This window comes from Pseudoalteromonas sp. D15MCD-2 (assembly GCF_038562745.1).
In the GTDB taxonomy this organism is placed as follows: domain Bacteria; phylum Pseudomonadota; class Gammaproteobacteria; order Enterobacterales; family Alteromonadaceae; genus Pseudoalteromonas.
In genome coordinates this window covers 1093902-1120577 of the sequence record NZ_JBCFQE010000001.1, presented here as the reverse complement: position 1 = coordinate 1120577, position 26676 = coordinate 1093902, and the positions used below count along the sequence as shown (strand labels likewise).

General features: G+C 41.0%; 24 protein-coding genes. 14 read left to right on the top strand and 10 right to left on the bottom strand.

The features are described 5' to 3' along the window. Nucleotides 1-27 precede the first annotated feature (27 nt). A complete protein-coding gene (locus tag AADY36_RS05015) occupies nt 28-1047 on the bottom strand; it encodes an endonuclease/exonuclease/phosphatase family protein (RefSeq protein WP_342408607.1) in 1020 nt (339 codons plus the stop codon). A gap of 8 nt (nt 1048-1055) precedes the next feature. After that, nucleotides 1056-1430, bottom strand: coding sequence for an STAS/SEC14 domain-containing protein (locus tag AADY36_RS05010; RefSeq protein ID WP_239962667.1), 375 nt, complete (start codon nt 1428-1430; stop codon nt 1056-1058). Nucleotides 1431-1541: 111 nt separating this feature from the next. On the opposite strand from AADY36_RS05010, the gene yghU reads away from it, so the two are divergent. Genes yghU through AADY36_RS04995 form a run of 3 tightly spaced genes read left to right on the top strand, consistent with a single transcriptional unit; the run spans nt 1542 to nt 4160 of the window. Then, nucleotides 1542-2381 (top strand): glutathione-dependent disulfide-bond oxidoreductase, encoded by an 840-nt coding sequence (yghU, locus tag AADY36_RS05005; protein ID WP_250659521.1) that lies wholly within the window; start codon nt 1542-1544, stop codon nt 2379-2381. A 35-nt stretch (nt 2382-2416) separates the two neighbouring features. Continuing rightward, nucleotides 2417-3715 (top strand): MFS transporter, encoded by a 1299-nt coding sequence (locus tag AADY36_RS05000; RefSeq protein WP_055021473.1) that lies wholly within the window; start codon nt 2417-2419, stop codon nt 3713-3715. Nucleotides 3716-3773: 58 nt separating this feature from the next. Further along, complete coding sequence (locus tag AADY36_RS04995) at nt 3774-4160, top strand: hypothetical protein (RefSeq protein WP_054561969.1); 387 nt, start codon at nt 3774-3776, stop codon at nt 4158-4160. A gap of 54 nt (nt 4161-4214) precedes the next feature. On the opposite strand, the gene AADY36_RS04990 is transcribed toward AADY36_RS04995, so the two are convergent. Beyond that, on the bottom strand, nt 4215-6137 hold the full coding sequence (locus AADY36_RS04990) for a S9 family peptidase (protein WP_054561970.1): 1923 nt from the start codon (nt 6135-6137) through the stop codon (nt 4215-4217). Nucleotides 6138-6325: 188 nt separating this feature from the next. Between AADY36_RS04990 and AADY36_RS04985 the strand changes: the two genes are divergently transcribed. After that, entirely contained in the window at nt 6326-6925 is a 600-nt protein-coding gene (locus AADY36_RS04985; protein ID WP_342408606.1) for an FMN-dependent NADH-azoreductase, read from the top strand. A 55-nt stretch (nt 6926-6980) separates the two neighbouring features. Here AADY36_RS04985 and AADY36_RS04980 read toward each other — a convergent pair whose 3' ends face one another. Beyond that, nucleotides 6981-7448 carry a hypothetical protein gene (locus AADY36_RS04980; RefSeq protein WP_054561972.1) on the bottom strand — a complete coding sequence of 156 codons (468 nt, stop codon included), beginning with the start codon at nt 7446-7448 and terminating at the stop codon, nt 6981-6983. Beyond that, nucleotides 7445-7732, bottom strand: a complete 288-nt coding sequence (locus AADY36_RS04975; RefSeq protein WP_055021451.1) for an EF-hand domain-containing protein — start codon at nt 7730-7732, stop codon at nt 7445-7447. The genes AADY36_RS04980 and AADY36_RS04975 overlap by 4 nt, the downstream gene beginning before the upstream one ends. Before the next feature lie 168 nt (nt 7733-7900). On the opposite strand from AADY36_RS04975, the gene AADY36_RS04970 reads away from it, so the two are divergent. From AADY36_RS04970 to AADY36_RS04955, 4 genes are all read left to right on the top strand, one after another. After that, nucleotides 7901-9397 (top strand): cryptochrome/deoxyribodipyrimidine photo-lyase family protein, encoded by a 1497-nt coding sequence (locus AADY36_RS04970; RefSeq protein ID WP_342408605.1) that lies wholly within the window; start codon nt 7901-7903, stop codon nt 9395-9397. Beyond that, the gene (locus AADY36_RS04965; protein ID WP_082401584.1) at nt 9387-9539 is read left to right on the top strand and encodes a DUF2256 domain-containing protein; all 153 of its coding nucleotides are present in this window, start codon (nt 9387-9389) and stop codon (nt 9537-9539) included. Before AADY36_RS04970 ends, AADY36_RS04965 begins: the two co-directional genes overlap by 11 nt. A gap of 89 nt (nt 9540-9628) precedes the next feature. Beyond that, on the top strand, nt 9629-10057 hold the full coding sequence (locus AADY36_RS04960; RefSeq protein WP_055021449.1) for an OsmC family protein: 429 nt from the start codon (nt 9629-9631) through the stop codon (nt 10055-10057). Nucleotides 10058-10183: 126 nt separating this feature from the next. Further along, a complete protein-coding gene (locus AADY36_RS04955; protein ID WP_055021448.1) occupies nt 10184-10975 on the top strand; it encodes a putative porin in 792 nt (263 codons plus the stop codon). Nucleotides 10976-11040: 65 nt separating this feature from the next. Here AADY36_RS04955 and AADY36_RS04950 read toward each other — a convergent pair whose 3' ends face one another. Continuing rightward, on the bottom strand, nt 11041-12531 hold the full coding sequence (locus AADY36_RS04950; RefSeq protein WP_342408604.1) for a dipeptidase: 1491 nt from the start codon (nt 12529-12531) through the stop codon (nt 11041-11043). A gap of 156 nt (nt 12532-12687) precedes the next feature. On the opposite strand from AADY36_RS04950, the gene AADY36_RS04945 reads away from it, so the two are divergent. From AADY36_RS04945 to AADY36_RS04930, 4 genes are all read left to right on the top strand, one after another. After that, the gene (locus AADY36_RS04945; RefSeq protein ID WP_064971746.1) at nt 12688-12834 is read left to right on the top strand and encodes a DUF2986 domain-containing protein; all 147 of its coding nucleotides are present in this window, start codon (nt 12688-12690) and stop codon (nt 12832-12834) included. Between the two features lie 334 nt (nt 12835-13168). Next, entirely contained in the window at nt 13169-13720 is a 552-nt protein-coding gene (locus tag AADY36_RS04940) for a hypothetical protein (protein WP_342408603.1), read from the top strand. Further along, nucleotides 13720-16587 (top strand): prolyl oligopeptidase family serine peptidase, encoded by a 2868-nt coding sequence (locus AADY36_RS04935; RefSeq protein ID WP_342408602.1) that lies wholly within the window; start codon nt 13720-13722, stop codon nt 16585-16587. Before AADY36_RS04940 ends, AADY36_RS04935 begins: the two co-directional genes overlap by 1 nt. A gap of 85 nt (nt 16588-16672) precedes the next feature. Next, nucleotides 16673-17530, top strand: a complete 858-nt coding sequence (locus AADY36_RS04930) for an AraC family transcriptional regulator (RefSeq protein ID WP_342408601.1) — start codon at nt 16673-16675, stop codon at nt 17528-17530. A gap of 416 nt (nt 17531-17946) precedes the next feature. On the opposite strand, the gene AADY36_RS04925 is transcribed toward AADY36_RS04930, so the two are convergent. Together AADY36_RS04925 and AADY36_RS04920 are read right to left on the bottom strand one after the other, a co-directional pair. Continuing rightward, nucleotides 17947-20079, bottom strand: a complete 2133-nt coding sequence (locus tag AADY36_RS04925; protein WP_342408600.1) for a TonB-dependent receptor — start codon at nt 20077-20079, stop codon at nt 17947-17949. Nucleotides 20080-20183: 104 nt separating this feature from the next. After that, a complete protein-coding gene (locus tag AADY36_RS04920; RefSeq protein ID WP_055022091.1) occupies nt 20184-21035 on the bottom strand; it encodes a universal stress protein in 852 nt (283 codons plus the stop codon). A gap of 267 nt (nt 21036-21302) precedes the next feature. Here AADY36_RS04920 and AADY36_RS04915 point away from each other — a divergent pair, with 267 nt between their 5' ends. Next, nucleotides 21303-22493, top strand: a complete 1191-nt coding sequence (locus AADY36_RS04915) for an MFS transporter (protein ID WP_055022092.1) — start codon at nt 21303-21305, stop codon at nt 22491-22493. 53 nt (nt 22494-22546) lie between these two features. On the opposite strand, the gene AADY36_RS04910 is transcribed toward AADY36_RS04915, so the two are convergent. Then, nucleotides 22547-22738: a helix-turn-helix transcriptional regulator gene (locus AADY36_RS04910; RefSeq protein WP_054551820.1), complete on the bottom strand. Its 192-nt coding sequence runs from the start codon at nt 22736-22738 to the stop codon at nt 22547-22549. Further along, a complete protein-coding gene (locus AADY36_RS04905) occupies nt 22735-23163 on the bottom strand; it encodes a hypothetical protein (RefSeq protein ID WP_055022093.1) in 429 nt (142 codons plus the stop codon). Before AADY36_RS04905 ends, AADY36_RS04910 begins: the two co-directional genes overlap by 4 nt. Nucleotides 23164-23401: 238 nt before the next feature. Here AADY36_RS04905 and AADY36_RS04900 point away from each other — a divergent pair, with 238 nt between their 5' ends. After that, nucleotides 23402-26656 carry an nSTAND1 domain-containing NTPase gene (locus tag AADY36_RS04900; protein WP_342408599.1) on the top strand — a complete coding sequence of 1085 codons (3255 nt, stop codon included), beginning with the start codon at nt 23402-23404 and terminating at the stop codon, nt 26654-26656. Nucleotides 26657-26676: the final 20 nt, after the last annotated feature.

Below are 26676 nucleotides of genomic sequence, written 5' to 3'. Positions count from 1 at the left end.
AAGCTGAAAGCTGAAAGCTATTAGCTTCTAGTCTCTCAACTTCATTGTCACCATCACAACGCCATGGTCGGTGCTTTGATCATCATAGGCAAACTGGGGGTTGATCAAGTGCTGATCATAGGTGTGATAATCAACCACCTCAAAAAAGCTACCCTGAAACCCGGCATCAAAATCACGGGATAACAAAATATAATCAAATACTGAGCTGCTACTGCCAAAATAGTGGGTGGCTTCTCTGTAGTTCTCGGTGACAACATGGCGCTGATAGAGTTGCCAACTATCTTGTAGTTTAAACTCTGAACGAGATGGGCTATTTTGCCTATGACCGCTAAAACGAAGGTGGTCAGCGATTAAATGGTTAAGCACGCCATCGTGTAACTCATTATTAAAGTCCCCCATCACAATCACAGGGTTATTGGTGTGCGCTCTGCGCTTAATGATTTCTACGAGTAACAGCGCTGCTTCACTGCCACGCTGCATGCTTGATGCCCAGCGTCCAAGAACTTGCGATTTTAACTGCATAACTAAGTTTTGCTGTTCGCTTTGGCTTTCATCCTCTTGGTGATGGAGCATGCTGCGCTTAGATTTAAAGTGCACTACATAGCAATCGACGTGTCCTAAGTGAGGTACTTCAAGTGTCGCGCGAATAATACTGCGGCTAAAGTTAAAATTATCGCTCAAGCCCATCGCTAAAATATCATCTTGCTCTGCCTCAACCTGACTGACAGCAACAATTTTATAGCGTGAGGCAATAGCCACAACCGGATCGCGATAAATAAAGTCATCAATCACCGTTGGCTCATCAACGACTGCAAAATAGGGGTAACCCTCTGCGTTAACTTGTTGTTTTAGCTCATTGATACTGAACACTTCTTGAAAGCCAATGATATCTGGCTGCTGATTTTTAAGGTAATCGGCCAACCAGCGCTGCTTTTTGGCCCACTGCTCAGCGCTATAAATGCGCTGAAAATCATAAAATGCGTCAGGTGGCGCTAAATAATTATATAAATTAAACGTCGCCACCTTTAATTGACTGTTTTCTATCACTTAACTCCTTATTCGTGTAACCACTCAGTGGCAATAATCGGGTCTTCAAAGTATTTCACTTCGCCACTGATAAACCAGTTACCCACTTTGCTTGCCACTTGTTGCCAGTTTTTGTTACCAAGCACAGCTATACGGCAAAACTCTTTGTTATGTTTAAGGCCTAACTTAAAATCATCCCACGCCGCTTGTAACTCCCAGCCTTCTAACTCAGTAATATCAACATAGGCTCTTATTTTTGCACTCGGAACTGCCGCTACAGCATTATCTACAAGAGGAGTGAGAGTTTTATAATCCTCGTGGGTAAGCTTTCCGACTACTTTAATTGTGAGATAAAAAGTCGTGCCAGTTCGCTCAAGGCCAATGGCTAAACCATGCTTTTTCATGTCATCCTCCTTGTTATTCATAATTAATAACTGTACTTCCCTTGCTCTATCTGATCAACTAGGATGGTAGTCTCGTAATGACATTCATTAAAGCACAATTTAGGAGTTTCAATGAGTAATACCGAAAGTTATACGCCACCTAAAGTGTGGCAATGGGATGCAGAAAACGGTGGTGAATGGGCGAAGACTAATCGTCCGGTCTCAGGTGCAACCCACGAGCAAGACTTGCCCGTTGGTAAACACGATCTTCAACTCTACTCACTTGCGACACCAAACGGCCAAAAAGTGACTATCATGCTCGAAGAACTATTAGAGCTTGGTATTGATGAAGCTGACTACGATGCATTTTTAATTAAAATTGGCGATGGTGATCAATTCTCTTCAGGGTTTGTCAGTGTTAACCCTAATTCAAAAATCCCAGCCTTAATGGATCACAGTACAACGCCCGTTACTCGCGTGTTTGAGTCAGGTGCAATTTTACAATACCTGGCAGAAAAGTTTGATGCGCTGATCCCAAGCGATCACGCTAGTAAAACAGAATGTCGAAATTGGCTATTTTGGCAAATGGGCTCTGCCCCATACTTAGGTGGAGGCTTCGGTCATTTTTATAGTTATGCCCCTTTCAAGATGCAGTACCCAATTGATCGCTTCACCATGGAAGTAAAACGCCAGTTAGACGTATTAAACCGCCATTTAAGCGACCATGACTACATGGCTGGTAGCGAATATTCAATTGCCGATATCGCTATTTGGCCTTGGTATGGCAGCTTGGTACTTGGCAATTTATATGATGCAGCTGAGTTCTTAGATGTTGAGTCATATAGTCATGTGATGCGCTGGGCAAAACAAATTGAGCGCCGCCCTGCTGTAAAACGAGGTCGCAGAGTGAACAAAACATGGGGTGATGAAGCTGAGCAGTTAGCAGAGCGCCACTCTAAGGAAGATTTTTAAGGGCTTAAATGCCCTTTTTCATAAAAATAAAAAGTATGCAAAAGCTCAGTAAAGAAGATATCTACCAACGCCTCAGTAACACCGAGGATGCCCGTGCCTGCAAAGCAATTGATGAAGCTGCTTGTAAAGTAGTGCCCGGCAATTTTCTTACCTTATTAGTAAGCCAACTATTTAGTAAGTTTGCAGATGCCCTGTTAAACCCTAAAGTGACCCTGCCTTGGCTTTTACAAAGCATTAATGTACCAAGTAGTTTTATTGCTTGGCTTGTGCCTATTCGTGAGTCAGGCTCAATGTTGCCACAACTGGCCATCGCAAGTGCTATTCGTAGGCTCCCAGTCAGAAAGTGGGTATGGGTGATTGGCGCCATAGTGCAAGCCTTATGTATTGTAGGCATGCTTATTTGTGCTTTAACACTTCAAGGTGCAACGGCAGGTTTTGCTATCATCGCTATTTTGATTATCTTTAGCCTTGCTCGTGGCTTTAATTCCATTGCTGCAAAAGATGTATTAGGAAAGGTCATACCTAAACAACAACGAGGCAGCATTAGCGGTCTTGCTGCGAGTTTTGCAGGATTTGCAACGCTCACATTTGGTCTTGGTTTATGGTATCTACAAAGCCTTGGCTATGAAAATGGGGTGTATGTTGCTTTAATGCTGGCCGCTTTAATGTGGCTGTTTGCAGCGCTCAGTTATAGCCGCATTCAAGAATACAAGGGCGCAACCGAGGGCGCTGAAAACGGCTTTCTGCATGCTTTATCAAAATTAAAACTGCTTTACCAAGATAAACAATTTGCTCACTTTATTATCACTCGTGCGTTGTTGCTATGCTCTGCTTTGAGCGCCCCGTTTTATATCGTTCTTGCTAGTGAACAGGCTTTCGACTTTTCACTACTTGCTACGTTTATGGCACTTTCTGGGCTTGCCAGCTTAGTCTCTGCGCCTATCTGGGGTCGACTAAGTGACTTATCGAGCCGCAAGGTATTAGTGTTTGCTGCAATGCTCGTCACCCTCAACGGTTTCGCCGTTTATTTAGTTGCTTATCTGAGCCCACAAACGCTCAATGAATTTTGGCTATTACCGCTCTGTTATTTTTTACTTACCGTAGCTCATCAAGGGGTTCGCCTTGGTCGTAAAACCTACCTTGTTGATATGGCTGAAGGAAACAAGCGCACTGACTATGTCTCTGTTAGTAATACGGTGATCGGAGTTATATTATTACTGCTAGGTAGCGTCGGCTTACTAAATACCTACTTAACGACTGCTGAGTTAATTTTTTTCTACAGTATCTTAGGCTTACTTGGTGCAATTAGTGCGTGGTTTTTACCCGATGCCTAGACCCTGCAGTAAAAAAAGCGCATAATCGCGCTGATTTTATTTCCAAAAAGGACTTACTATGAAAAAGGCAGCTCTTGCACTTCTTACGCTACTTACACTTTCTGCTTGTAGCACCAGTGTGCCTATTCGTAACTTTGACGCAAACCCTGTACCGCAAATGGCGTCTGGTCAACATGACCTTGAAAGTATCAAAACCAATATTTTAAAAGCATGTATGAAACTAGGCTGGACGTGTCGTTCAAATGCCGAAGGTCAAATCTTAGGTAAACTTGATATTCGTAAACACCAATTACGCGTTGATATTACGTTTAACGAGCAAGAATATTCTATTGATTACAAAGATTCGATAAACCTTGATTACAATGGCAAAAAAATCCACCGCCAATATATCAATTGGGTTACCAACTTAATGCGCAATATTGATGCTGAATTAGCTTATAAATAAAATTGACGCAAAATCAGGTATTAAAAAAGGCGACCTAGGTCGCCTTTTTCTTTGCTAATTTTTTAAGTTCTTATCGAAGAACTCTAAAAACGCTTTCAACGTTTTAATTCTATACGGCTGGTGCGATAAGTAATGATCGCCATCTTCTAGCTCAATGTAAGTAACATCTTTACCTTCGTCTTTAAGTTCATCATCCATTTCACGACTATGATAAACAGGCACTACATTATCATCAGAGCCATGAACCAATAGCACCGGACGATTAATTTGCTTTGCAAAATTAACAGGCGACACTTTTTCTAGTTTATCGCCATCAGTCCCAAACTGCTTACGCACAATTTCTTTGTTAGTAAAATAACGCGCTTTACTAACAATACGCTCAAGATCAGTAACGCCAGCAAAGCTTGCTGCACATTTGAATGTTTCAGGGTGTTTAACTACTGCCATTAATGCAGCATAGCCACCATAACTTGCCCCGCCAATACAAATTTTATCTTTATTAGCGATACCTTCTTCAACAAGCCAATTCGCCGCATCTTGCAAGTCATCTTGCATTTCTTTACCAAAACCTTGAACTGCAGCCATCTCAAATTCATGCCCATAGCCACTTGAACCACGGAAGTTTGGTTGCAGTACAGCATAACCATTATAAGCAAGTAACGCAGTCCAATAGTCAAAACCAGCGTAATCACGAGCCATTGGCCCGCCATGAGGGAACACAATTGTTGGTAACTTATCACCTTCTTTGTAGCCCACAGGTAGAGTTAAATACCCTTCAATAGTTAAGCCATCACGGGCTTTATAACTAATTTTCTTTTTACCGCTGTAAACAGTTTCATCAACATCTGGAAATGCCGAGGCAAATGCAGTTAATTCGTTAGAATCCCGGTCACCCAACATATAGGTACCAGGGATTTGCTCACCTGAAACGTAAACCACATATTGACGCTGTTCTTTACTAGTATCAATAATATCAATATCAAACTTATCTGCCGGCAATACAGCGCGTAAGCCATTATAAAGGTTGTTTAAATCTTCATCCCAGTAACGGATCCCCTCATCTAATTGAGAGTGCGTAAACCCTGCTACTTCACCTGTAAGAGATGAATAGAATATATGACCGTCGAAGTCATAGTTATCATCGCTGAACACTAACTCTTTTTTCATGGTCGTTAGGTCCATTTTATAAAGCGCATCATAGCCATCTTTAAGAGCTTTGAAGTAAAGAATATTAGGGTCTTTATCGAAGCCCAAAACAGTCACTACATCAGGGCTAAATGCTTTATATTTGAATAACGTTTTACGGTTATCTCGATCTTCGTCATAAAGAATATATTCAAATTCGTCTTCATCCATTTTTAGGGCAATACGCACATTACCTTGGCGGTCTGCTGTCCAATCAATCACTTTACTACGTGAGCGCTGAATTTTTTTCTTACGAAGTGTACTTAAATCAAGTTCATACACGCCAGGGGCATTGGCAACATCAAAATCACCTTGAACTAAAATTTTATCTTTTTTATCGGGTAAAAAGCTGATTACCTGATCACCAAATTGCGGTTGGCGTTCATCACGATTAAAGTTAGGCTTTATAGCCAGTTTCGCCTTGCCATCACCACCAATTTTATATGCATATAAACGTGTAGAGGTATATTTAGGGCCGCCAAATTGGCGTTGAATATAGCGGGCACCTAAAAGAAGTACCTCATCATTTGCCCATTCATACCAATCGAAGAAAATAGTATGATTATCTGAACGAATAATAGAATCAGCTTCTTTAGTTTTACGGTTATAAACCATTAAAACCAGCTCACCATTTACATTTCGAATAAACGATAAATTTTTACCATTTGGCGAAAATTTTACTTGGCTAAAAGCGCGTAAAGAGGCGAATGATTCTACAGGGAGTTGTGTGTTTTCAGCAGCACGAGGCATTAAGCTCAGCACTGCAAAAAGAGTAAGCAGTAAGTACTTCATAATAAAGTCCATTTCTTTTTTATTGTCGCGGCAATAGTAACATTAAATTACAAAAAAAGACTAATTCAAAAAAATTAGACACCTCTTCCATTCGTTTAAAACGAACGTAACACTCGATTAATAGCATTATTAATTTATTTTTTGCTAATTATAATAGCTGCACAACTTCAGTTTTCTTAGGTGACATGATGAAAAAAGTACTTGTGTTAAATTCATCTTTAAATGGTGAACAAGGTAATTCAACCAAGCTTAGCCAACTATTTGTTGAGCAGCTTGCTAACAACCAACAAATTTCAGTAACAACTCGCGATTTAAGCGACAATGCGATTGCTCACTTAACGCAGACAGAAATGGCTGCTTGGATGACTGATGCAAACGAACGTAGCGATGAGCAAAAGCTACTTGCTGCAATTTCTGACGATTTAATTGCTGAACTTAACGATAACGAACTGATGGTCATTGGTATGCCAATGTATAACTTTGGTATTCCATCAACATTCAAAGCTTGGATTGATCGTATTGCTCGTGCTGGTATTACATTTAAATATACAGAGCAAGGCGCTGTAGGTTTAATTAAAGACAAAAAAGTAGTGGTACTTGCTGCCCGTGGTGGTGTATATCAAGGCACAGAGATGGATACACAAACTAAATACTTAAAAGATGTACTTGGTTTTGTGGGTATGACTGATGTTAACTTTATTTACGCTGAAGGCCTTGCGATGCCAGGTGCTGAGCAAAGCTTAGAAGCAGCACAGAACGAAATAAAGGCTTTCGCCGCGTCACTTTAATATATGATTAAAAAAGCTAGATATAAAAAAGCGGTCATCATGACCGCTTTGTGATTTACGCTGTGACCGATAACAGCGAATCACCTTCAGATAAACCAAACTTTTCTTGCACAGAGGCTAGAATCGCTTCTTTATCTTCTTCTCCCAGTTGATCAGAATATTGCGCTAACAACTCATCTAAATAACTGACAACTTCTTCGCTATCAACCTGCTCAAGTGAATTACCACTTGGCGGCGGTGGTGGCGGACCAGGCGGACGCTCACCTTCAGGACGACCTAATTCACCGACTTCAGCGGCATCAAAGCCAGCTTCAGCCATAATTGCTTCCATTTCTTGACCCGGTTGAATACCCGCATCCATAAATGTCTGCATAATAGATTGTGCATCTTCTGCAGTTAAGTTTTCAGGATCAAACTGAGCTAAGGTTTCATTCATTAACTCTGTTTGTTCACTGGTCAACGGCTCTGCTTGAGGTCGTTGCATGGGCTGAAAATTCGCACCCGATGAAACACTGTTGATCATCGTTGATTTTCCTTACGTTTTGGTGGTTTATGGTTGTTGAACTCGTCTTCAGTTACTTCACCATTTTGATCAGCATCCATGTCATTAAAAATGGTTTGCAGCATATCTTCAGGCATAGGCTGTTCACTAAACTCAGTAAAATCAATCGCCCCATTGCCATCTATATCAATCGATGCAAAGTCAGGTCGCTGGGGTGGACCGCCTTGATGGTCGCGAGCAAAGCAAGCGGGCGCTGTGGCTAACAACGAAATAGCTAAAACAGAAAGTGCAGATAATTGCTTCATAGCGAACCTCTTATGTCATTCAATTGACCGTAAGCATAATCTGAATACCATCCAAAAGTGTGTGGGCAATATGCTACAAATGTGGAAACTTTGTGGATTGCTTTAGTAATTAATCTAAGTTGTGACTTGCTACGTATAATCACCAAAGCAATTTTCAACTCCACGTTTATGGCAGGCTCAAAAAAACAAAAAATAAATCTTATTTGGTTTAAACGTGACCTAAGACTATCTGATCATCAGCCACTTGCCAGTGCAATTGCATCAGAGCTGCCTTGCTTACTTATTTACAACTTTGAGCCCCTATTACTCGAAGACCCCCATTACAGCTTTAGGCACTGGCGTTTTGTTGCTCAGTCACTTAAAGACATCAACCAACAGCTCGAAAAATATAACGCTGAAATCGCCATTTATAATCAAGAAATGATTACCTTGTTAGAAACCCTTAGTGAAGATTTTGATATTGCAGGGGTTTATAGCCATGAAGAAATAGGTCTTTACAATACCTTTGAGCGAGATAAACAGGTCAAACGCTGGCTAAACAGTAAAGTAATTCCTTGGCACGAAACGCCACTTGGAGGTGTAAAACGAGCGCGGCCAAAACAGTTTGATTGGCAAACACATTGGCATGGCGTGATGAACCAACGCCTTGTAACGCCAAATTGGCAAGCTTTTAATGCAGTGCTGCCTCATAATTACCAAGCAGCGACTTGTGTTGATGATTTTCTAAAGCACGACCCGCAGTTTCAATATGGTGGCCCTCATACAGCCAGAGCTTGCCTACAGAGCTTTGTAGAAGAGCGTGCAATGAACTACCAAAGTGGCATATCAAGCCCATCAAAAAGTAGAGATTCCTGTTCACGGCTTTCGCCTTACTTAGCCTTTGGTAACCTGAGCCTCAGACAAGTTTATCAAACTCTAAAATACTATTTAGCAAAGCAGCCTTTAAGCTGGCGTCGCTCATTACATGCTTTCGAGTCAAGGCTTCACTGGCATTGCCATTTTATGCAAAAATTCGAAACTCAATGCAGCATGGAGTTTGCACCGCAAAATGCGGGCTACAAGCACTACCCTTATCGCGATGATGAACTCGTTGCAGAGCACTTAAAACGCTTTGAGCAAGGTCAAACAGGTATTCCCATTATTGATGCGTGCATGCGCTGCCTCGCAGCAACGGGTTACATTAATTTTCGAATGCGCGCTATGTTGGTCAGCTTTATGACTCATCATATGAACATTCATTGGCAATCAGTCAGCTTTATTTTATCGCGTTATTTTTTAGATTTTGAGCCTGGTATTCACTACCCACAAATCCAAATGCAAGCATCGGTCACAGGAACCAACACGATTCGTTTGTATAACCCAATAAAGCAATCTGAAGATAAAGACCCAGATGGCATATTTATTAAAACATGGTGCCCTGAGCTTAAAAACTTACCCATAGAAGATCTCCACCAGCCATGGCAACAGCCGCCAATGGAGGCCTTATTTAATAACTTTAAACTCGGCGAAGACTACCCTGAGCCTATGGTAGATATTGAACATGCAGCCAAACAAGCACGTGAGCGATTATGGTCATTTCGAGAACGTGATGATGTAAAGCGTGGCACAAAAGCCGTATTGAATAAGCATGTGATAAGCCTTAAAAGACAACGCCATGGCTCATAAAAAGCTTAATTTACCCAGCAAAACCTGCCCCGTTTGCGACAGGCCATTTATGTGGCGTAAAAAATGGCAACGTGACTGGGAGCATGTAAAGTACTGCTCAGAACGTTGCAAGCGTGAAGCAAAAAGAAATATTGGCGTTTAAGTTGCACTTATATCGTTAACTCACAGTTTTCGGCACAAAACCCTGAAAGCCTTTCACGGTTGTCGAAAAAATTTACAAAGGAGATGACGATGACGATTAAAAAATCTGCACATACGAGTTGGTCTGGTGATATTAAATCTGGCAAAGGCTATATTTCTAGTCAAAGTGGCGCGCTTGAGAAACAGCCATTTGGCTTTAACACTCGCTTTGAAGATAAGCCGGGCACTAACCCTGAAGAGCTGGTTGCAGCGGCACACAGTAGCTGTTTTAGCATGGCGCTATCGCTTGCACTAACTGAAGCAGGCTTTGTCGCTGACGACATAACGACCAAAGCAACAGTGAGTCTTGATGAAGTTGATGAGGGCTTCGAAGTGAGTCACATTGCACTTGATGTTAGTGCAAAGATAAAAGAAATTTCGAGCGAAAAGTTTGAGCAACTTTGTGAACAAACCAAGCAAGGCTGCCCTATTTCTAAACTGATGAATGCCGAAATATCACTCACCACAACGCTTAATTAATCTCTGTAGGCCAAGCACTGCTTGGCCTTTTCACAAACTAACAGACCCACAACACTTTATTACAATGTAAATACCTACTTGTTGTATTATCTTGATGAAGCAAAACCAAATACAACAAGGATATGTATGTTTAAACAACTTGCCCCTATTGCTCTGGCAGCACTTGCTTATTCAAGCTGCTCGATCGCAACAGAACAACAGATGAGTAAACAATGGTTCAATAGTATCGACTATACGCACATAGAGAGTAACAGATATAGTTTTAATGCTTACCAATTAGTGAGCCATTACTACTTTGAGGAGCAGCAGAGCTCTGGGGTACTTGATGATTATGGCTACCTAGATACAGATTCCAACATCCGAGTGAATTACTTTAATAGCGATTACACTGATTATCTTGGCTTGTTTGGTGAAGGATTTTATAAAAACTGGTTTGTTACAGGTGAAATTTACGATGTTGATGATGCTGATGACTATACTTTAGGAATAGGCTATTTATTTGCCGATGCCTTAAAGGTCTCTGTAAATAAGGATGTGCGTGAATATGGTGATGATTATTTCCGCTTAAAAGCGCAGTATAACCTCCAAATAAACGATAAAGATTACCTTGGTTTTAGTGCAGAAACAGATGATGAACTCGACGTTTGGAATGTCTCTGCCAGATACTTTAATCATTTAAGTGGTAGCCATTACATTACAGTCGATGTTGGCCACCAAGACAGCCTTAATGATTCAGCAAGCAATGCCATGATCAGCTACTACTTCGGCGATCACTATGCCATAGGCGCAGGTTTGGATGATTCTGAACTCGTTTTACAAGGCAAGTACTTTATTAATGATAAATACTATTTAACCGCTAATTACACTGAAAGCGGCTCTGCTGAACTTTATAACCTTAAGTTTGTTGCCCAGTTTTAAACTGATATGAGCCAACAGCTTTAAACAAAAACGCCGCTATAAAGCGGCGTTTTCAGTTTATAGAATTACATATTACCTAGCTTAATCATCATTGCAGTGTACATTTTTAAGTTCAGTGCTAACTGCTCTTCAGTAATAAACTCATGCTCTGAGTGACCTGTGTACTTTTTACCTGGCATTGATGGACCAAATGACACCGCATTATCAAACAGCTTAGCATTTGTGCCACCACCAATTGACACAAAGCCCGCGTCTTTATCGCCGGTAAAGTGCTTAAAGATATCGAGTAATGCTTCTGCATGAGGCGCACCATCTAACAGCATTGGCGTACCAATTACCACTTTAGTGTCTTTTAACGTAACACCATTAGTGGTTTGCCAAGCGCTAAGCGCTTCATTAATTTGCTGCTTAAGCACCGCTTCTTGTTTACCTACCGGACGACGCATATTAATCGACAGTTTAATCTCGTTACCGTCGCGGCTTAATAAGGTTGGCGAAACAGTCATCGGGCCCATAAAGTCATGCTTATAACCAATTTCACCGAATTGCGCGCCGTATAAATCAAGGCCAATTAGCTGATTGATAAACTCAACTGCTTGACCATCGCTATTGTTTTCAAGATCAATACCTTTAAAGATTTCTGCAAGGTGCGCAATGGCATTTTCACCAGCTTCTGGCTCAGATGAATGCGCTGAAATCCCCTTCACTTGGACTAACAAGCCATTGTCTTGCTCAGTCATCGCCACTTTGACGTTTTTGAGCTTAGCGACATTATCGTGCAATTTAGCCACAGTTGCCGCATCAGTGTTATGTACTAACACACTGGCATCTTCAGGGATTTGGCTAACAAAGGCGCCGCCTTTTAAGTCACTAACATATAAGCCTGTTTGTGCTGAGGTCGCTGAGAAAGTCGGGGCAATTAAGCTCCAGCCTTTTTCTGCAACAACCACAGGGTATGAAGCATCAATAGTGACTGCGTATTTAGGTTGCTGATAGGTTTTCATGAACTCTTCGAGTGGTGCCCAATCAGACTCTTCTGCAAGGTAAACCATTAATTCAATACGGTTATTTAATGTAATACCCTTGTCTTTGATCGCCTTCATTGCATGCAGTGCAGTCGCAATTGCCCCTTTATCATCTTCTGTACCACGTGCAATTAGCTTTCCTGGCTCAGAGGTTTTATCCATTTTAAATGGACTTTGCTGCCATTTACTGGCATCTGCTGGTTGCACATCACCATGGGTTACTATGGTTACTTTTTCAGCTTGGTTACCCATGCCAATTAACACTGTGTAGCCTAAATCTTGATAATCAAAACCAAACTGCGCCGCTTTCATTTTTAAGAACGACTTAAAGCCAATGAAATCTGGGTTATCAGGAGTCGCTAGACCTTCTTTATTTACCGTTGGATACGAAACTAAATTCTCTAAGGTATGAATTTGCGCTTGTTGATATTGCTCTACCGCGTAGTTAGCCAGCTTTTCACTTTGCTCAGACACAGCAGCCTGACTAGAGAAAGCACTTAATAAAAATGCAGCAAGTAATGAATGTTTCAAGATAAGCTCCAGAGTTTAAGAAGGTTTTTAGAAAGTCGCCTTGATTGTAACGCTTATAACGCCGACATAACATCTCTAATTCAAGCAAAATAGATCGCTTAAAAATACCAACAAGGTACAATAGCCACTCACCCTATTAATTCGTTTGTTAGACTCATGAACCGCAGAAAAAAGATCTTCACTAAACTTAAGCAAAAAGATAAGCGTGCCAATGCAAAATTGCATAAAAGCAATAAACCGGCATACATCTCAAAAGCAGAACGCGAAAAATTAGCACAGCAAGAAGCTGAGCAGGAAAGTTAAAATACCTAGCGGTCAGCGGTAAGGTTGTAGGCGCGATTTTACATCGCGCAACATGCAAAATAAATTTCACGCCTACAACACCTCAATTCACATTTGTATCGGACACGTGATCTGACTCGCTAACTTTACTCGCGTAGCTAGATACTCTGGTTTTCAAACTGAAAGCTGAAATCTGACGGCTCATCATTCTCTTTGTACACTCTGGTTTCGCGCGTAGAAATTTCACGCCTAGCAACTCAACTCTTTTCACACTCATTCACAAATTGTGCTTCACATAGTTCCGATTTTTAAGTATTTTAAAATTAATAAAATAACAACAATAAGATACAAGGGAATGAGAAGTTTATTGCTGCTTAGCTGTGCGCTTTTATTAAGTGCATGCTCATCTAAAGTTACAAACATAAAAGAAGACCGAGACACACTATCTAAAGCCAATGAAGGCTACCTATTGATTGGCATTGAAACTAACCGCAGTTTAAAAGCCATTTATATTGATGGCCCAAAGTCGCTTGTTCTTACGGCTAAGGACATTCGAAGTGGTAGCAATTATATTTTAGCGAATCTACCATTGGGTGATTACACCATCACACGCTTAAACTTAAATCGATATTCCTATCTTGAATTTGATAACGATGAAGAAAGTTGGCAATTCACTCTTTCTGCTAAAAAAATCAACTATGTAGGTCATTTAGATATTTCCACGGTAGGTTTTTGGTATACCCGCTCTCACATTGTTTTAGAAAACCGTAGTTCTGAAGCACTGCAATACATGGAACAAAACTTCCCAACGATTTTGTCTGGTCGCTCGCTAAATTATGGCGGCCCAGGGGAAGACTCATTCTTTGATTATTTGGAACAAACATTTTCGCAGCAGGAAGCAAAATAATGAAAAAGCTACTTATCTTATTATTTTTTATCTTTCCCTTGCATGCTGAAATATTATCGAGTGAAGATTTAATGTATTCACCCGATCAAAGCCAAGTTATGGTCTCTCCCAGTGGCCGTTGGATCAGCTTTTTAGAAGCGCAAGAAGACAAAACCAAAACCCTCAACATCATCGATATGAAAACGATGAAAATGTACTATGCAGTTAAACTCAATGAAAAAGATAATTTTTATAATTATGAATGGCTGAGTAACGACAATATTTTCGTTCGTGTAAATAGCAAGTATGACTCAGACTATAACGCAGTAATTAATGTCACAGAAAGTGAAGAAAAGCCAAAGTTCGAACAGCATAAAGTAACAACCAAGGGATACATAGTTGATAGGTTATTAAACGATGCTGAACACATTTTATTCGCTAAACCAGGTAAAAAGAATACGCATCTTTATAAGGTTCCGCTCACTATCTTGTATAAAGATAACATAAGCTCCTTCTCCCCCATTGAGAAGGGCTTAAAAGGTGCTAGCAGCTATTTTTTTGATGAGCATAAACAGCAATTATTTACTGTTAAATTTGATATTGATGAAAAAAGCTTACAGTTTTTCTACAAGGTTATCGGGAGTGATAAGTGGATACCACTTTTTACACTCACAGACGCAGATTATCAGTTTTTACCAATTGGATTTACTGACCAAGATCACCTTGCCGTCATTACCAACAAAAATACCGATAAGAGTCAGGTGAGCCTTTTTAATATCAACACACAAGAAATCACCGACACACTCTATCAGCACCCCAAATATGACATTCAGTCGGCAGAACTTGATGATAATGGTAAACTTATTGCTGCCTCGTATATCAAGCATGGTAAATATACGACTGACTATTTTGTGGATACGTATAAACAGTTGCATAGCAAAGTTGCTGAAGCATTAGGGGATGAGCAATTCTTCTGGGTAAATAGCTCATTAGATGGAAAAAACCATATTCTTTACAACCATTCCTCAACGATTCCTGGTAAATACTTCTTATATAACGCCGAAGCTAACCACATTGAATTATTATTCTCTACCGATAAAAATGAAGACGTTAAGTACGCTAAAACAACGTTTTTTAACTTTAAAGCCTACGATGGAACTAACCTTGAAGGTTACTTAACCAAGCCTATTAACAACGATAAGCAGGTATTATTAGTGATGCCACACGGTGGCCCGATTGGTATTCGTGAAAGTGATGAATTTAGCCCTGAGGTGCAATACCTTGCTTCCCGTGGTTTTTCTATCTTACGTGTTAATTTCAGAGGCTCAGCAGGGTTTGGTAAAGAGTTTTTAGAAAGCGGTGTTGGTCAATTTGGTAACCTTATCGAACAAGACATTTCTGCCGCAGTGGCACATATTCGTTCACAATATAGCTTTAAACATACCTGCTCTATTGGCGCAAGCTATGGTGGTTATTCTGCGGTGATGCTGGCAATTAAACACCCTGATATTTATGAATGCGTGATTGCAAGTTTTGGTATTTATGACTTACCTCTACTTTATAACGCAAGTAATATCGCTTTAACTAAAGATTATCAAGAGCTTATTGAGCGTACTGTTGGTGAATATAACCAAGATTTAAAAGGTATTTCCCCAGTCTATCAGGCTACATCTTTAAAAGCCCCTGTTCTTATTATTGCTGGCAAACAAGATGAAATATCGGGCTTTGAGCAAAGTAATCGCTTTTACTATGTTTTAAAGCGTTTAGGTCATGATGTTGAAAAAGCGTTTTTCGAACGCTCTGGGCATGGTCATCAGATTTGGTATTACGATCAAGTAGAAGCAGCTTTAGCTAACGACTTTCTTGAAAGAAAACTTAACCTAAACAGTACATTAACTAATTATACTGAATCTGAAAAGAAAGCGGTTCAACGTGATGCCATATTGTTAGCAGATACATTTGACAGTAAAACAATAGAAACTGATCGCACAAAAGAAAGCTTTGAATACTACCAATTAGCTGCCAACTTAGATCATGATCGAGCCATGTTTAATGTCGGTAGTTATTATCATCGTGGCGATAATAGGCCTATTGATATTAAAAAAGCTATTGAGTATTACAGCCGCTCGGCGGAATTAGGCTATGAGAATGCAAAAGAAAGACTAAGTTTTATCTATTCCTACAGCTTACTTGTGGAGCCTGACTTCAAAAAAGCTCAAAAGTACTCTCAAGAACTTTATGATAAAGAGCAAACTGTTAAAAACGCATTTAACTTAGCAGTAGTCAATTGCATTGCTGATATTAAATTTAGAAATACAGAAAAGTGTTTAAGCTTAATAGAAGAGTATGCTGAAAAAGTTGGCAATAACTCAAACGGAGAAGTTAGAGAGCAGATAGCCCTGCTAATGCTGGAAGGTCAATACTCGACTCAAGAACGAGAAAGGCTTCAGAAAATAATTAAAAAACTGTATGGGCTTGATTATCCAAATGCGATTTTAGAGTTAGAGCGGGCTGGATTATTTAAACTAGTTTTATCTGAAAAATTTAATGGCCGTTCTAGTGTCGAGCAACTCAATGAAAATACGGAATTTTCATATACACTGAACGAAAAACAGCGCTTTGGAATCGAGTTTTCAATGAACCGTGAGGGTATTGATAATCGTAAGGATCGCTTGGTTATATTTACCAAATGGCACTTCAAACCAAGCTCTCCTGAAGAAAATGAAAATGTTTATTACCAAACTTTATGGGGCAGCCCTCTTGATGAATGGTTTACCTACCGCACTTTAGATGAAACATCGACTCCAGGTACGTGGACACTAGATGTGATGGGCGCAAACCAACAGTTGCTCTATCAAAACACCTTTAAAGTGACAGCTATCAACTGAACTCAAAATGCGCAATTTCAATCAGGTAACGACTTAGGGGCCATGGCAAACTGGCCCCACTTCTGAAAAGCATTAACGAGTAACCATGAAAACGAAGCAACAACAACGCATTGAGTTAGTCTGTGACTACATTAGCCAGCATCTTGATGAACCTTTATCACTGGAGACACTCAGTGAGGTGGCATGTTGTTCGAAATATCATTTTCATCGTTTATTTGTCGCTGGAGTTGGCCTAAGCGTTACCAAATATGCGCAGCTTGCGCGCTTAAAGCGTGCCTCATTTCGACTTGCATTTGAACATCAACTTAAAATTATTGATGTTGCATTAGAAGCGCAATTTGATAGCCCAGAAGCATTTAGTCGTGCTTTTAAGCGCACCTTTACGCAGTCGCCAAGCGAATTCAGAAGCAAACCAAACTGGCCTAATTGGCACTCACAGTTTGAATTTTCATTACCTGACAAAAAGGTTTGCCCTATGAATGTAAACATTGTTGATTTTAAAGCACAGCCGGTGGCTTTATTAACCCACCTAGGCGCTGCTAATACCCTGATGAATACCGCTGCACAATTTATTGAGTGGCGCAAAGAATCAGGCTTTTCACCTGTTAAAACCAGTAAAACGTATGGGATCCCGTATAGCGATCCGGCCACCACTGAAGACCATGCATTTCGTTTTGACTTTGCAGGCAGTATCACCTCACCGATTACTGAAAACCCGCAAGGTGTGCGAAATGGTGAAATTCCAGCAGGACGCTGCGCCGTAGTTCGTCATAATGGCTCTCATGACACCATTAGCGATACAGTTTACTACTTATACCGTGAATGGCTGGTGCAAAGCGGCGAAGAAGTCAGAGACTTCCCTTGCTTCTTTCATTACCTCAACCTCATCCATGAAGTTGATGAATGTGACCTGCAAACGGATATATATTTGCCGATAAAATGATTGCGAGTTTCGAGTTTCGAGTTTCGAGTTTCGAGTTTCGAGTTTCGAGGCAAAGATTGTAGGCGCGATTTTTATATCGCGCAATACGCAAAAGAAATTTCACGCCGTTATCAGCCGTAGGCGTCACGCTTGCTTGGCGCGTCTCAACCACCACTCAATACAAGCACCCTCGCGCGAAATAAATTTCACGCCTACGACAGCTTATTTCACATTTGTATCGGACACGTGACCTGACTCGCTAACTTTACTCTCGTAAATAGAAACTCTGGTTTTTAATCTGAAATCTGACAGCTCGTCATTTTCTTTGTGAAGATATTTTCGGCACTAAAGTACCTCCTACGAGCTAGGCCTTTGGTAAAGGCCTGTAAGCAACACCGTTCAGCTTCAAACTGACAGCTGAAAGCTGATAGCTTTCTCTAAAACCTATAACTCACACTGGCATTATACGAGCGGCCTTGCCCTGCAAGTTGCTCAAAACCATTACTCATATCTTGCTTGTAATTAGCAATGCTTACACCGCCAAGTGGCTGTTGGTAGTATTCATCTAGTAAGTTAGTAATTGCCAACTTAAAGGTTAAATTTTGCCACGTTTTCTGACTTGAGATAGCCAATAGCTGATAACTGTCGGTTTGGTTTTCTAAACGGCGCTCATCAACATGGGTTTTACTATCAACCCATTGCCAGCTCAGTGCGTTTTGCCAGCCTTTGTATTCGTGCTCTAGGCTCAGCTCAGTGTGTAGTGGCATAATTTGATATAAGTCTTCATTGCTATCATCACGCTCGCCATGAGTACTGGTTAGTGAGCCTTTTAACTGCCACTTTCCTGCTTGCTTTGTGTTGTAAAGCTCTACCAAGCCCGCCAGTTTTGCACCGTAATGAGTGGCATCTAAATTCGTAAAGGTAAGAATATTACGCTTGGTATGCGCCATGTCAGTGCGATTAAAGCTTTTAGTCACTTCAGCATCAATATAATCATTTACTTGCGTGTACCAAACATTTGCCGTTACTTGCCAGCTATCGTCTTTGGCAAGTTTGGTGTAGCTAGAGCTCAATGTGTGAGCTGTTTCGGCTTCTAAATCTGGGTTACCAATATAACCATTACCATCGCCAAACCAACCAATCATGGTGGTTGCCATCGTACCTACACCCCAGCTGTAACGCTCATATAAATTAGGTGCGCGGTTTTTACGAGCTAAACCAAATTGCAGCTCATCGTTGTTCGATAATTGATAGCGAGCAAGTAAACTAATATCAACTAAGGTGTCGTCACGTTTACGGTCTAATTGGTTAAATTCCATCGCAGCTTGGGCGTCGGTTTTTGACATATCCATCATTGAGCCCATATTAGCCATACCGCTCATGCCACCTTCGTTATAAGCCTGCACTTCGCCAGTATCTGTGGTGACTTGCTCGACACGAACACCTGCCGACACCCACCATGCTTGGTTTACTTGGTTTTGGTACTCAGCAAATGCAGCAAGGCGGTCACGTTTGCCATCGTTAATGTTTACGTACTCATTTGGGCCCATCATCATTGACCCTGCAACCGCCGGCCACCAATCATCAATTCGATAACCGTAATATTCTTGCCCTAGCATTAATGATGACTGTTTTGATAAATCAGTGCGCCAATGAACTTGATAACTGTAATCTTGTGCATCGGTATTCATTGGCATCATGCCGGTTTTCTCATTACTGAAAAAACCCATTTCGTGTTTTACATCATGCGCATTCACTTGCACCTGCAAATCACCATTTTCAAGCTCACGTTGATACTGAGCAACGAAACCATAGCTGGTGTTATCGGTCATATCCATGTATTGATTAGGAAAGCCTTGGTAAGGAATTTTTTGATGTGTGAGCTTAACTACAAGCTGTTGTTTCTCATCACGAATAGCGCCCGTTAAAGCATGATTTTGCACTCGATATAAGGTATCAAGTACACGCTCACCATGCCCATCATCATAACTGTTAGCATCTTCATAGCTACCTTGGTAAGACAAGCTAAACTGTTTGCTAGCAAGGCTTGCACCTAGGGCGTATGCTTGGCTGTCGTTAACGCTCTTATACTGGGCAGTAACATAGCCTGCGCGCCAGTTCACTGAGTCTGTATCACTAAATTCAGGGGCAATCGTATTTACTCTAATAACACCGGCAATATTATCACCGCCACTGCTTACCGGTGATACACCAGCAACAACACTGTAAGAGGCTATTTGGTTTGCCGACACATAAGAGAGTGGCGGGTTCATTTGGTTAGCACACGCTGCTGTAACATCAGCACCATCGACTAAAACTTTAACTCTATCGCCCATCATGCCGTTCATCACCGGCAAGTTAGACACCCCTCCGGCCGCTGAAAAATCAACACCTAAATCTTTCAGTAATGCGTCTGCAGAGCCAACTAATTGATGGTTATTTTGGGCATGACCTTGTACTTCTATCACTTCAATAGAATCATCAGCAAAGGCCGAAATACTTAAAACACAGCTAAGTGCTGCAGCAATTTTAGAAAATAAAAAACCAGGGCGAGAAGATTGCGTGTTCATAACTCTTTTAAAATCAAAGCAAATAATTAATGACGCTGATTATAAAACCCATTAATTAGTCTGAACACGTGACATATTGTCGCACCCTGTCACAGGTCAATAACTTAGCGCAGCACCACTAAAGGAATACGGCTATCTTCAAGCATTTTTAAGGTCGTGCTGCCTAAAAAGAACTGCCGCCATTTAGAGTGACCAAATGCGCCCATCACCATTAAGTCAACGGCGTGGTCACTTTTATATCGCCACAGCGCTTGGTAAACATCGCCATCGAGCATGCGCGCTCTCACATTAAAGCCGTTTTCAGCCAGCCTTGCTGAGGCACTATCAAGTTTGTCTTGGCAGTGACCGTCTTGTTTATCAACCATCACTAAATGGCAATCTAACCCTGTTAAAATCCCCCCGTTAATAATCTGTGTTATTGCTTTGTCGGTATGTTCGCTACCATCATAGGCAAGCATAAAATTAGTTGGCTCATGAAATTGCGGCGGCACAATCGCAACCGGGGTATGCACCTGACGGATCAGCGTTTCAATATGCGAGCCCAGTACTTTAAAATCATCGTAATGGCCTTTACCAGAGCGGCCAATAATCATCACACGGGCATTGTCTTCATGTTCAAGTAAAGCATCAACAAGGCTCATTGAAAGCTGCTGTTGCTCAATCTCGGTTAGGCCTGCATGCTCGGCTTTTTTCATTGCTTCATCAAGCAATAATTGACCATGCTGCGACGCTACTTTGTTGCGCTCTTGTTCAAGTTTTGCCAATTGCTCTAACAATGAGGTTTGCGAGCCTAAACCAATAATTGCGGTTAAATCATCACTGCCCTGCGGCAAAGGTGGCTCTAATGCATGCAGAAAATTAATTGGATGGCTGGAGCGCTTAGAAATCCAAATAGCCGCTTCTGTCACCGCATCGGTCATGCATGAACCGTCGATACAAGCAAATATCTTTTTCATTGCGCTCTCCTTCAAACCAATTTAATTAACCAAGTATAGTTGGCTTTTTCTCTGTATTTATTTTGAACAGCAAAGACTTAAGAAGTTCAGGTTATTTTCTTATAGCAAACAAATATAGAACGTTCCAAAAAGTACTGTATCAACCCCATTAATTTGTATTACAATAGTGCTGGGCACACATCTCTACTCCAGAACAAAGTATTTGTTGCTGGCACTTTCAATTATCAAAAATCTATTTTGTTTTTAAATTTATTTTAAAGGAATTACATGACTAACGTAGCCAACTCCCAAGGCAACGCAAGCACGTTAACCATTCTGATAGTATTGGCTTTAGGCACATTCATTTTAGGCCTATCAGAGTTTTCTATGATGCCAATGTTGCCCCTGATCAGCGAAACATTTTCGTCTACCCCAGCGCAAAGTGGTTATGCCATCAGTGCTTACGCGATAGGCGTAGTCGTTGGTGCGCCGCTATTTATGATCACAACCGCCAACATGCGTAAGCGCAATGCCCTGTTGATGTTTGTCAGCATGATGTTTTTATTCAATGGCTTAAGTGCTTTTGCAAACTCACTTGAGCAACTTATTTTATTTCGATTTTTAAGTGGTTTACCACACGGTGCCTACTTCGCCGCCGCTATTTTATTGGCTGCCGACATTGCCCCTGCCGATAAACGCGCAAGCTTTATGTCAAAAGTATTTATGGGTTTAACCATTGCTACTATTGTTGGTGTGCCCATGGTCACCTTAGTGGGGCAAAACTTTAGCTGGCGTTATTGTTTAGCGGGCACAGCTGTACTTGCGTTAGTTGCCTTGGTATTGATTGTGAAATACGTACCTAACGTAAAAAATACCGCGCCAACATCGATTCTCGATGAGTTAAGTGTATTAAAGAATAAGCTCGTATGGACCATTCTGGGTATCATCATTATAGGTTTTGGTGGTGTATTTTGTGTTTACACGTACATTGCCGACACTATTTTAGAAGTCACCCATACCCCTGCTTACACTATCTCTATTGCTATGATCATGTTTGGTATTGGCTGTACTTTAGGTAACTATGTATTAGGTAAAGCCGCCGACCACTCACCGCTGAAAACCACAGGGGCTGCGCTGATTGGTGCTGTGGTATTTGCAGCCAGTTATGTAAGCGCAAGCCATAATATTTGGCTGTTATACGCGGTGATTTTCTTTATTGGTTTTAGTGTTGGTTTAGGTACCGTGATCCAATCATTATTAATGGATGTATCACCACAAGGGCATGCCATGATTGGTGCGCTGGTGCAGTGTGCGTTTAATACAGCTAATGCGATTGGCCCTTGGCTTGGGGGCATGGCTATTGCCGAAGGCGCACTCCCTAGTCAAACAGGCTATGTTTCGGCGGCACTATTCTTAGGTGGTTTTTTAATGTGGTCGTTAAGTGCGATGCAAATGAAAAGACAAAGCTGTAAGCCTTAAGCTCTCAGCTCTCAGTCTGATCGCTGAAGGCTGAAGGCTGAAGGCTATCAGACTTACTCATCCTGAAATATCTCTTCGATACTCAGGTTGAATAAACGCGCGGCTTTAAATGCTAATGGCAAACTTGGGTCAAATTTACCTTTTTCAATCGCATTAATAGTTTGCCTAGACACATCCAAAAGCTCTGCGAGTTTCGCTTGGGTGTAGTTGTGCTCAGCACGAAGCACTTTCAAGCGGTTTTTCATTCTTCGCCCTCGTCGTTTAACTGCTTATTCATCATTAAAAGACTCACTAAATAGGTTAAGCTCATAAAGATTACGAGGTGCGATATATCTTCTTTAAAGCTTATTAAACCGCTTGATTGCACCACCGAATAAGCTAAACCAAATACCAAGCTTGCACCCAAGGTAATGGCCATTGCATTAAGGTGCATACGCTGCTGCAGCTCATCCATTCCTTGTAGTTGCCTTTTGTTAGATAAAATCATCATGATGCCAACTACTACATTAATTAAGATTGCCACAACACTAAAAAAAGCCTGCTCTTGCCATAAAAAATGTGGCCCAAATGAGGCAATTGCTAATGTAATCACCCATGCAGATGTCCATTTAGCGAGGTTTAGCGTGTTCTGCTTATTACGTTGTTTAAAGGTTAATCCTGTTTGATTCATTATTCTCACCTTAAAAGTAAAGTAAACTTGACTAAAGATTAACCTAGCAACACAAAAAGTCAAACAAACTTTACAAAAAGTTTTGTATACACGACATCAATATGATTTTTTAATGTCAGAAAAGGCAAGGCGCTTGCTGTTGATCTCATAATATTGTATTAATCAAAGAATTCCGTAATCTAATATAAAATCGGTCCAATCGGACTGCGTTTCTAACAATAACAATGAAGATAACACTATGAATACGGCACTGTTTTTCGTTGGCGAATGGCAAGTTACTCCGGCTACTAATTCAATCAGACGCGGTGAAGAAACAAAGCATCTTGAACCCAAGGCGATGGATGTATTACTGCTGCTTTGCGAAAAACAAGGTGAGCTACTAACAAGTGAAGAAATTATCAGCCATTGCTGGCCAAATGTAGCGCTGGGTGACAACCCCCTACATAAAGTGATCACCCAATTACGTAAAGCCTTTGAAGATAAAGCAAGCGATCCGCATTACATAGAAACCATTCGTAAACGCGGTTATCGGGTTATTGCCGAAATCAACTTTCCACTCAACGAAGAACAAAAAGCCAGCCAAACCAGTTGGCAAGGTGATTCGCCCTTTGTTGGCTTAAGTGCGTTTGCACCTGAGCAAGCCGATGTGTTTTTTGGTCGTAACAAACAAATTGCCACTTTGTTACAGCGGGTATCGGCTCAAATAGAGTTTGGGCGCGCATTTTGCTTAATTTTGGGAGCCAGTGGTTCAGGTAAATCGTCGTTAGTTAACGCAGGTGTATTGCCCGCTTTAATGTCGAGTAATGGCTACGATGGCATTAGAGTACATAGTTACTGCCAACTCGACTTTGCCGATGTCAGCAAAGAGCGCTTACTGCTTGATTTAGCCTCAACCTTGCTCGATTTAGAAATAAACGACGCACCTGTACTTAGCGATATAAGCGCCGATGCGTTGGCTGAATTGTTATTAACAGATCCAGAACTGGTTATTTCTCGCTGTAAAGCAGCACTTGCAGCGCTAAATGCAGAGCGCACTACGCCCTATCTATTTTTATTTATCGACAGGCTCGAAGTGCTATTGTCATCGCCGCTATTTAGCGATGACGAGCGCAACCAGCTGTTAGCACTTATTGAGCGCTTAGCAACAAGTGGCTGCATGATCATTTTTAGTGCCTGTCGTAATGACTTTTACCCGCAAGTAGTGAGTCAACCAAGTTTAATGGCAGGTAAAGCCAATGGCGCACACTTTGATTTATTAGCGCCAACTCGCTCTGAGCTAAAGCAAATGATCCGTTTGCCAGCACTTGCAGCTGGCTTAAGTTGGCAACATCACCCAGAGCATCACACACCGCTTGATGAACAACTTTGTAACGATACTGCCAATAACCCTGATGCATTGCCAATGCTGCAATACACCTTGCAGCAGCTTTACTTGCAGCGCAGCCCAGACAACGAATTATTGTTTTCTGAATACCAAGCGCTTGGCACCATCGAAGGAGCCATCGGCCAAAAAGCCGAACAGGTATTTTGCCAATTACCCGAAGACCAACAAACTGAACTTGCCGCAGTTCTTTCTAAGCTGATCACTTTAAACCCTGATGGCGAAACGCTCACTAGCCGTGCAGCGCGTTGGAGCGAATTAACCGGCCCTGCTGCGACCAAGCTTGTTCAGGCTATGGTCGATAGCCGCTTGTTTGTATCACACCTTAAAAATGAGCAAGCCTGCTTTAGCCTTGCCCACGAAGCGCTGCTGCGCCATTGGCAACGCGCCATAGATTGGGTGCAAGAGCACCAACAAAGCTTAGCAATTCAAAGCCGTGTGCAACTAGCTACCGAGCGCTGGCTGATTGAACAAAAACACAGCGACTTTTTATTAGCCCAAGGCAAACCGCTGCAAGAAGCACAAACCCTAGTTAAAAACCCTATGTTTAGCTTATCGAGCGACGAACAAGCGTTAATTAAAGCTTCTAACAATAAAGTCAAACGTAAAAAACGCGTGTTACAAATAACGGCGGCTGCACTTGTGTGCTTAACCTTTATTGCCACATTTATGAGCGTGCGTAGCTACCAAGCCGAACAAATAGCAAAACAAAAACGCCAAGAAGCAGAGAGTTTATTGGGCTTTATGGTTGGTGAATTTGCCGATAAACTCAGAAGCGTAAGGCGTATGGATTTACTGGATGGTATTAGCAACAAAGCCCTTGAGTATTTTACCAATCAAGACGAAGAAACAGCGTCGTTGTTTGACTTTAGCGATAAACAAGCCCAGTTTAATAACCGTTTTCAATACGCTCAAACCTTAGAGGCTATGGGCGAAGTCGCCTACTCTCGTGGCAAAACCGACGAGGCCTTCACCGCCTTTGAAAATGCGCGAACGCGCCTAGAATCTTTACTAAAAATTCAACCCAACAACCTTGATTTACTAATGCTCGCAGGGGCTAATGCTTTTTGGCTTGGTAATTTAACTTATGAGCAAAGTAATTACTTAGCGACTGAGCCAATGTTCAAACGTTACTTGGCTTACAGTGAAAAGATGTATCAACTTGCCCCTAATGACTTTAATTCAATTATGGAGCTATCTTACTCACACAATTCTCTTGGTTCGCTGTATTTAAAACAGTTTAATTACGCACTTGCAAAACAAAGTTTTACTGAATCTTTAAAACTTAAAAACCAAGCTCTTGAGCTTAAACCTAATAACAAAAACTTATTACGCGATAAAACAGACACCATTAGCTGGATTGCAACCACAGAAGAAAGCCAAGGGAATCTAAACGCTGCACTCGAACTACTTGAGCAAGCCTCTCAAGAGCTAATCAACATGCTTGAAACGTCACCGAATGATGCAAGCATATATAATTATTTAGCAAACACTTATATGCAGCAAAGCTTTTTATTGAGCTACTTCCCAAATAAGAAAGCGGCATTTTTAAAAGCCGAAGAAGCAACTAATGCGATTAACCAAGCTAGAATACAAGATCAAAAAAATCAAAAGTTTCAACGCACCTTTTATAGATCACTTGCATACCAATTAATGCTGTTAGATAAAAGCAAAAAAAGTGAAAGAGTAAAAGATGTTTTGAGTTACATTAATAACCAAGGGTTTTCAGATACAACCTCAATAAATATTCAAATTGGGGTGATTCATTATTATATCAATCGAAACCTTTTAAGCGAAGCCGAAGACCTTTTGTTAAAGTTAGAAAGCAACTCAGATTTTATAGAGAGAATTTCTGACACTAGCAAAATAGAAAACCTCGCTGCTCTGATAAAGGTTAATTTAGTTAAAGCAAAGCTTGCTGAAGACAAGATAGCAAGACAACAAGCATGCCAAGAAGCTATTAATGCAATTGAAGAAAATAATAACGGCGATAAAAGTATAAAAAGAACTTACCCACTTATTCAAGCCTACACATGTTTAAACAAGGAAAGTGAGGTAGGTACAATTAAAAGTAAACTAATAGAGTTAGGTATTACTAACTTTGATCTATAAAAAACAACTAGAAGGTAATA

What these genes read in the sequence shown, in the direction of transcription:
- AADY36_RS05010 (WP_239962667.1), bottom strand. Translation starts at nt 1,430, where the DNA reads ATGAAAAAGCATGGTTTAGCCATTGGCCTTGAGCGAACTGGCACGACT.
- yghU (WP_250659521.1), top strand. Translation starts at nt 1,542, where the DNA reads ATGAGTAATACCGAAAGTTATACGCCACCTAAAGTGTGGCAATGGGAT.
- AADY36_RS05000 (WP_055021473.1), top strand. Translation starts at nt 2,417, where the DNA reads ATGCAAAAGCTCAGTAAAGAAGATATCTACCAACGCCTCAGTAACACC.
- AADY36_RS04995 (WP_054561969.1), top strand. Translation starts at nt 3,774, where the DNA reads ATGAAAAAGGCAGCTCTTGCACTTCTTACGCTACTTACACTTTCTGCT.
- AADY36_RS04990 (WP_054561970.1), bottom strand. Translation starts at nt 6,137, where the DNA reads ATGAAGTACTTACTGCTTACTCTTTTTGCAGTGCTGAGCTTAATGCCT.
- AADY36_RS04985 (WP_342408606.1), top strand. Translation starts at nt 6,326, where the DNA reads ATGAAAAAAGTACTTGTGTTAAATTCATCTTTAAATGGTGAACAAGGT.
- AADY36_RS04980 (WP_054561972.1), bottom strand. Translation starts at nt 7,448, where the DNA reads ATGATCAACAGTGTTTCATCGGGTGCGAATTTTCAGCCCATGCAACGA.
- AADY36_RS04975 (WP_055021451.1), bottom strand. Translation starts at nt 7,732, where the DNA reads ATGAAGCAATTATCTGCACTTTCTGTTTTAGCTATTTCGTTGTTAGCC.
- AADY36_RS04970 (WP_342408605.1), top strand. Translation starts at nt 7,901, where the DNA reads ATGGCAGGCTCAAAAAAACAAAAAATAAATCTTATTTGGTTTAAACGT.
- AADY36_RS04965 (WP_082401584.1), top strand. Translation starts at nt 9,387, where the DNA reads ATGGCTCATAAAAAGCTTAATTTACCCAGCAAAACCTGCCCCGTTTGC.
- AADY36_RS04960 (WP_055021449.1), top strand. Translation starts at nt 9,629, where the DNA reads ATGACGATTAAAAAATCTGCACATACGAGTTGGTCTGGTGATATTAAA.
- AADY36_RS04955 (WP_055021448.1), top strand. Translation starts at nt 10,184, where the DNA reads ATGTTTAAACAACTTGCCCCTATTGCTCTGGCAGCACTTGCTTATTCA.
- AADY36_RS04945 (WP_064971746.1), top strand. Translation starts at nt 12,688, where the DNA reads ATGAACCGCAGAAAAAAGATCTTCACTAAACTTAAGCAAAAAGATAAG.
- AADY36_RS04940 (WP_342408603.1), top strand. Translation starts at nt 13,169, where the DNA reads ATGAGAAGTTTATTGCTGCTTAGCTGTGCGCTTTTATTAAGTGCATGC.
- AADY36_RS04935 (WP_342408602.1), top strand. Translation starts at nt 13,720, where the DNA reads ATGAAAAAGCTACTTATCTTATTATTTTTTATCTTTCCCTTGCATGCT.
- AADY36_RS04930 (WP_342408601.1), top strand. Translation starts at nt 16,673, where the DNA reads ATGAAAACGAAGCAACAACAACGCATTGAGTTAGTCTGTGACTACATT.
- AADY36_RS04925 (WP_342408600.1), bottom strand. Translation starts at nt 20,079, where the DNA reads ATGAACACGCAATCTTCTCGCCCTGGTTTTTTATTTTCTAAAATTGCT.
- AADY36_RS04920 (WP_055022091.1), bottom strand. Translation starts at nt 21,035, where the DNA reads ATGAAAAAGATATTTGCTTGTATCGACGGTTCATGCATGACCGATGCG.
- AADY36_RS04915 (WP_055022092.1), top strand. Translation starts at nt 21,303, where the DNA reads ATGACTAACGTAGCCAACTCCCAAGGCAACGCAAGCACGTTAACCATT.
- AADY36_RS04910 (WP_054551820.1), bottom strand. Translation starts at nt 22,738, where the DNA reads ATGAAAAACCGCTTGAAAGTGCTTCGTGCTGAGCACAACTACACCCAA.
- AADY36_RS04905 (WP_055022093.1), bottom strand. Translation starts at nt 23,163, where the DNA reads ATGAATCAAACAGGATTAACCTTTAAACAACGTAATAAGCAGAACACG.
- AADY36_RS04900 (WP_342408599.1), top strand. Translation starts at nt 23,402, where the DNA reads ATGAATACGGCACTGTTTTTCGTTGGCGAATGGCAAGTTACTCCGGCT.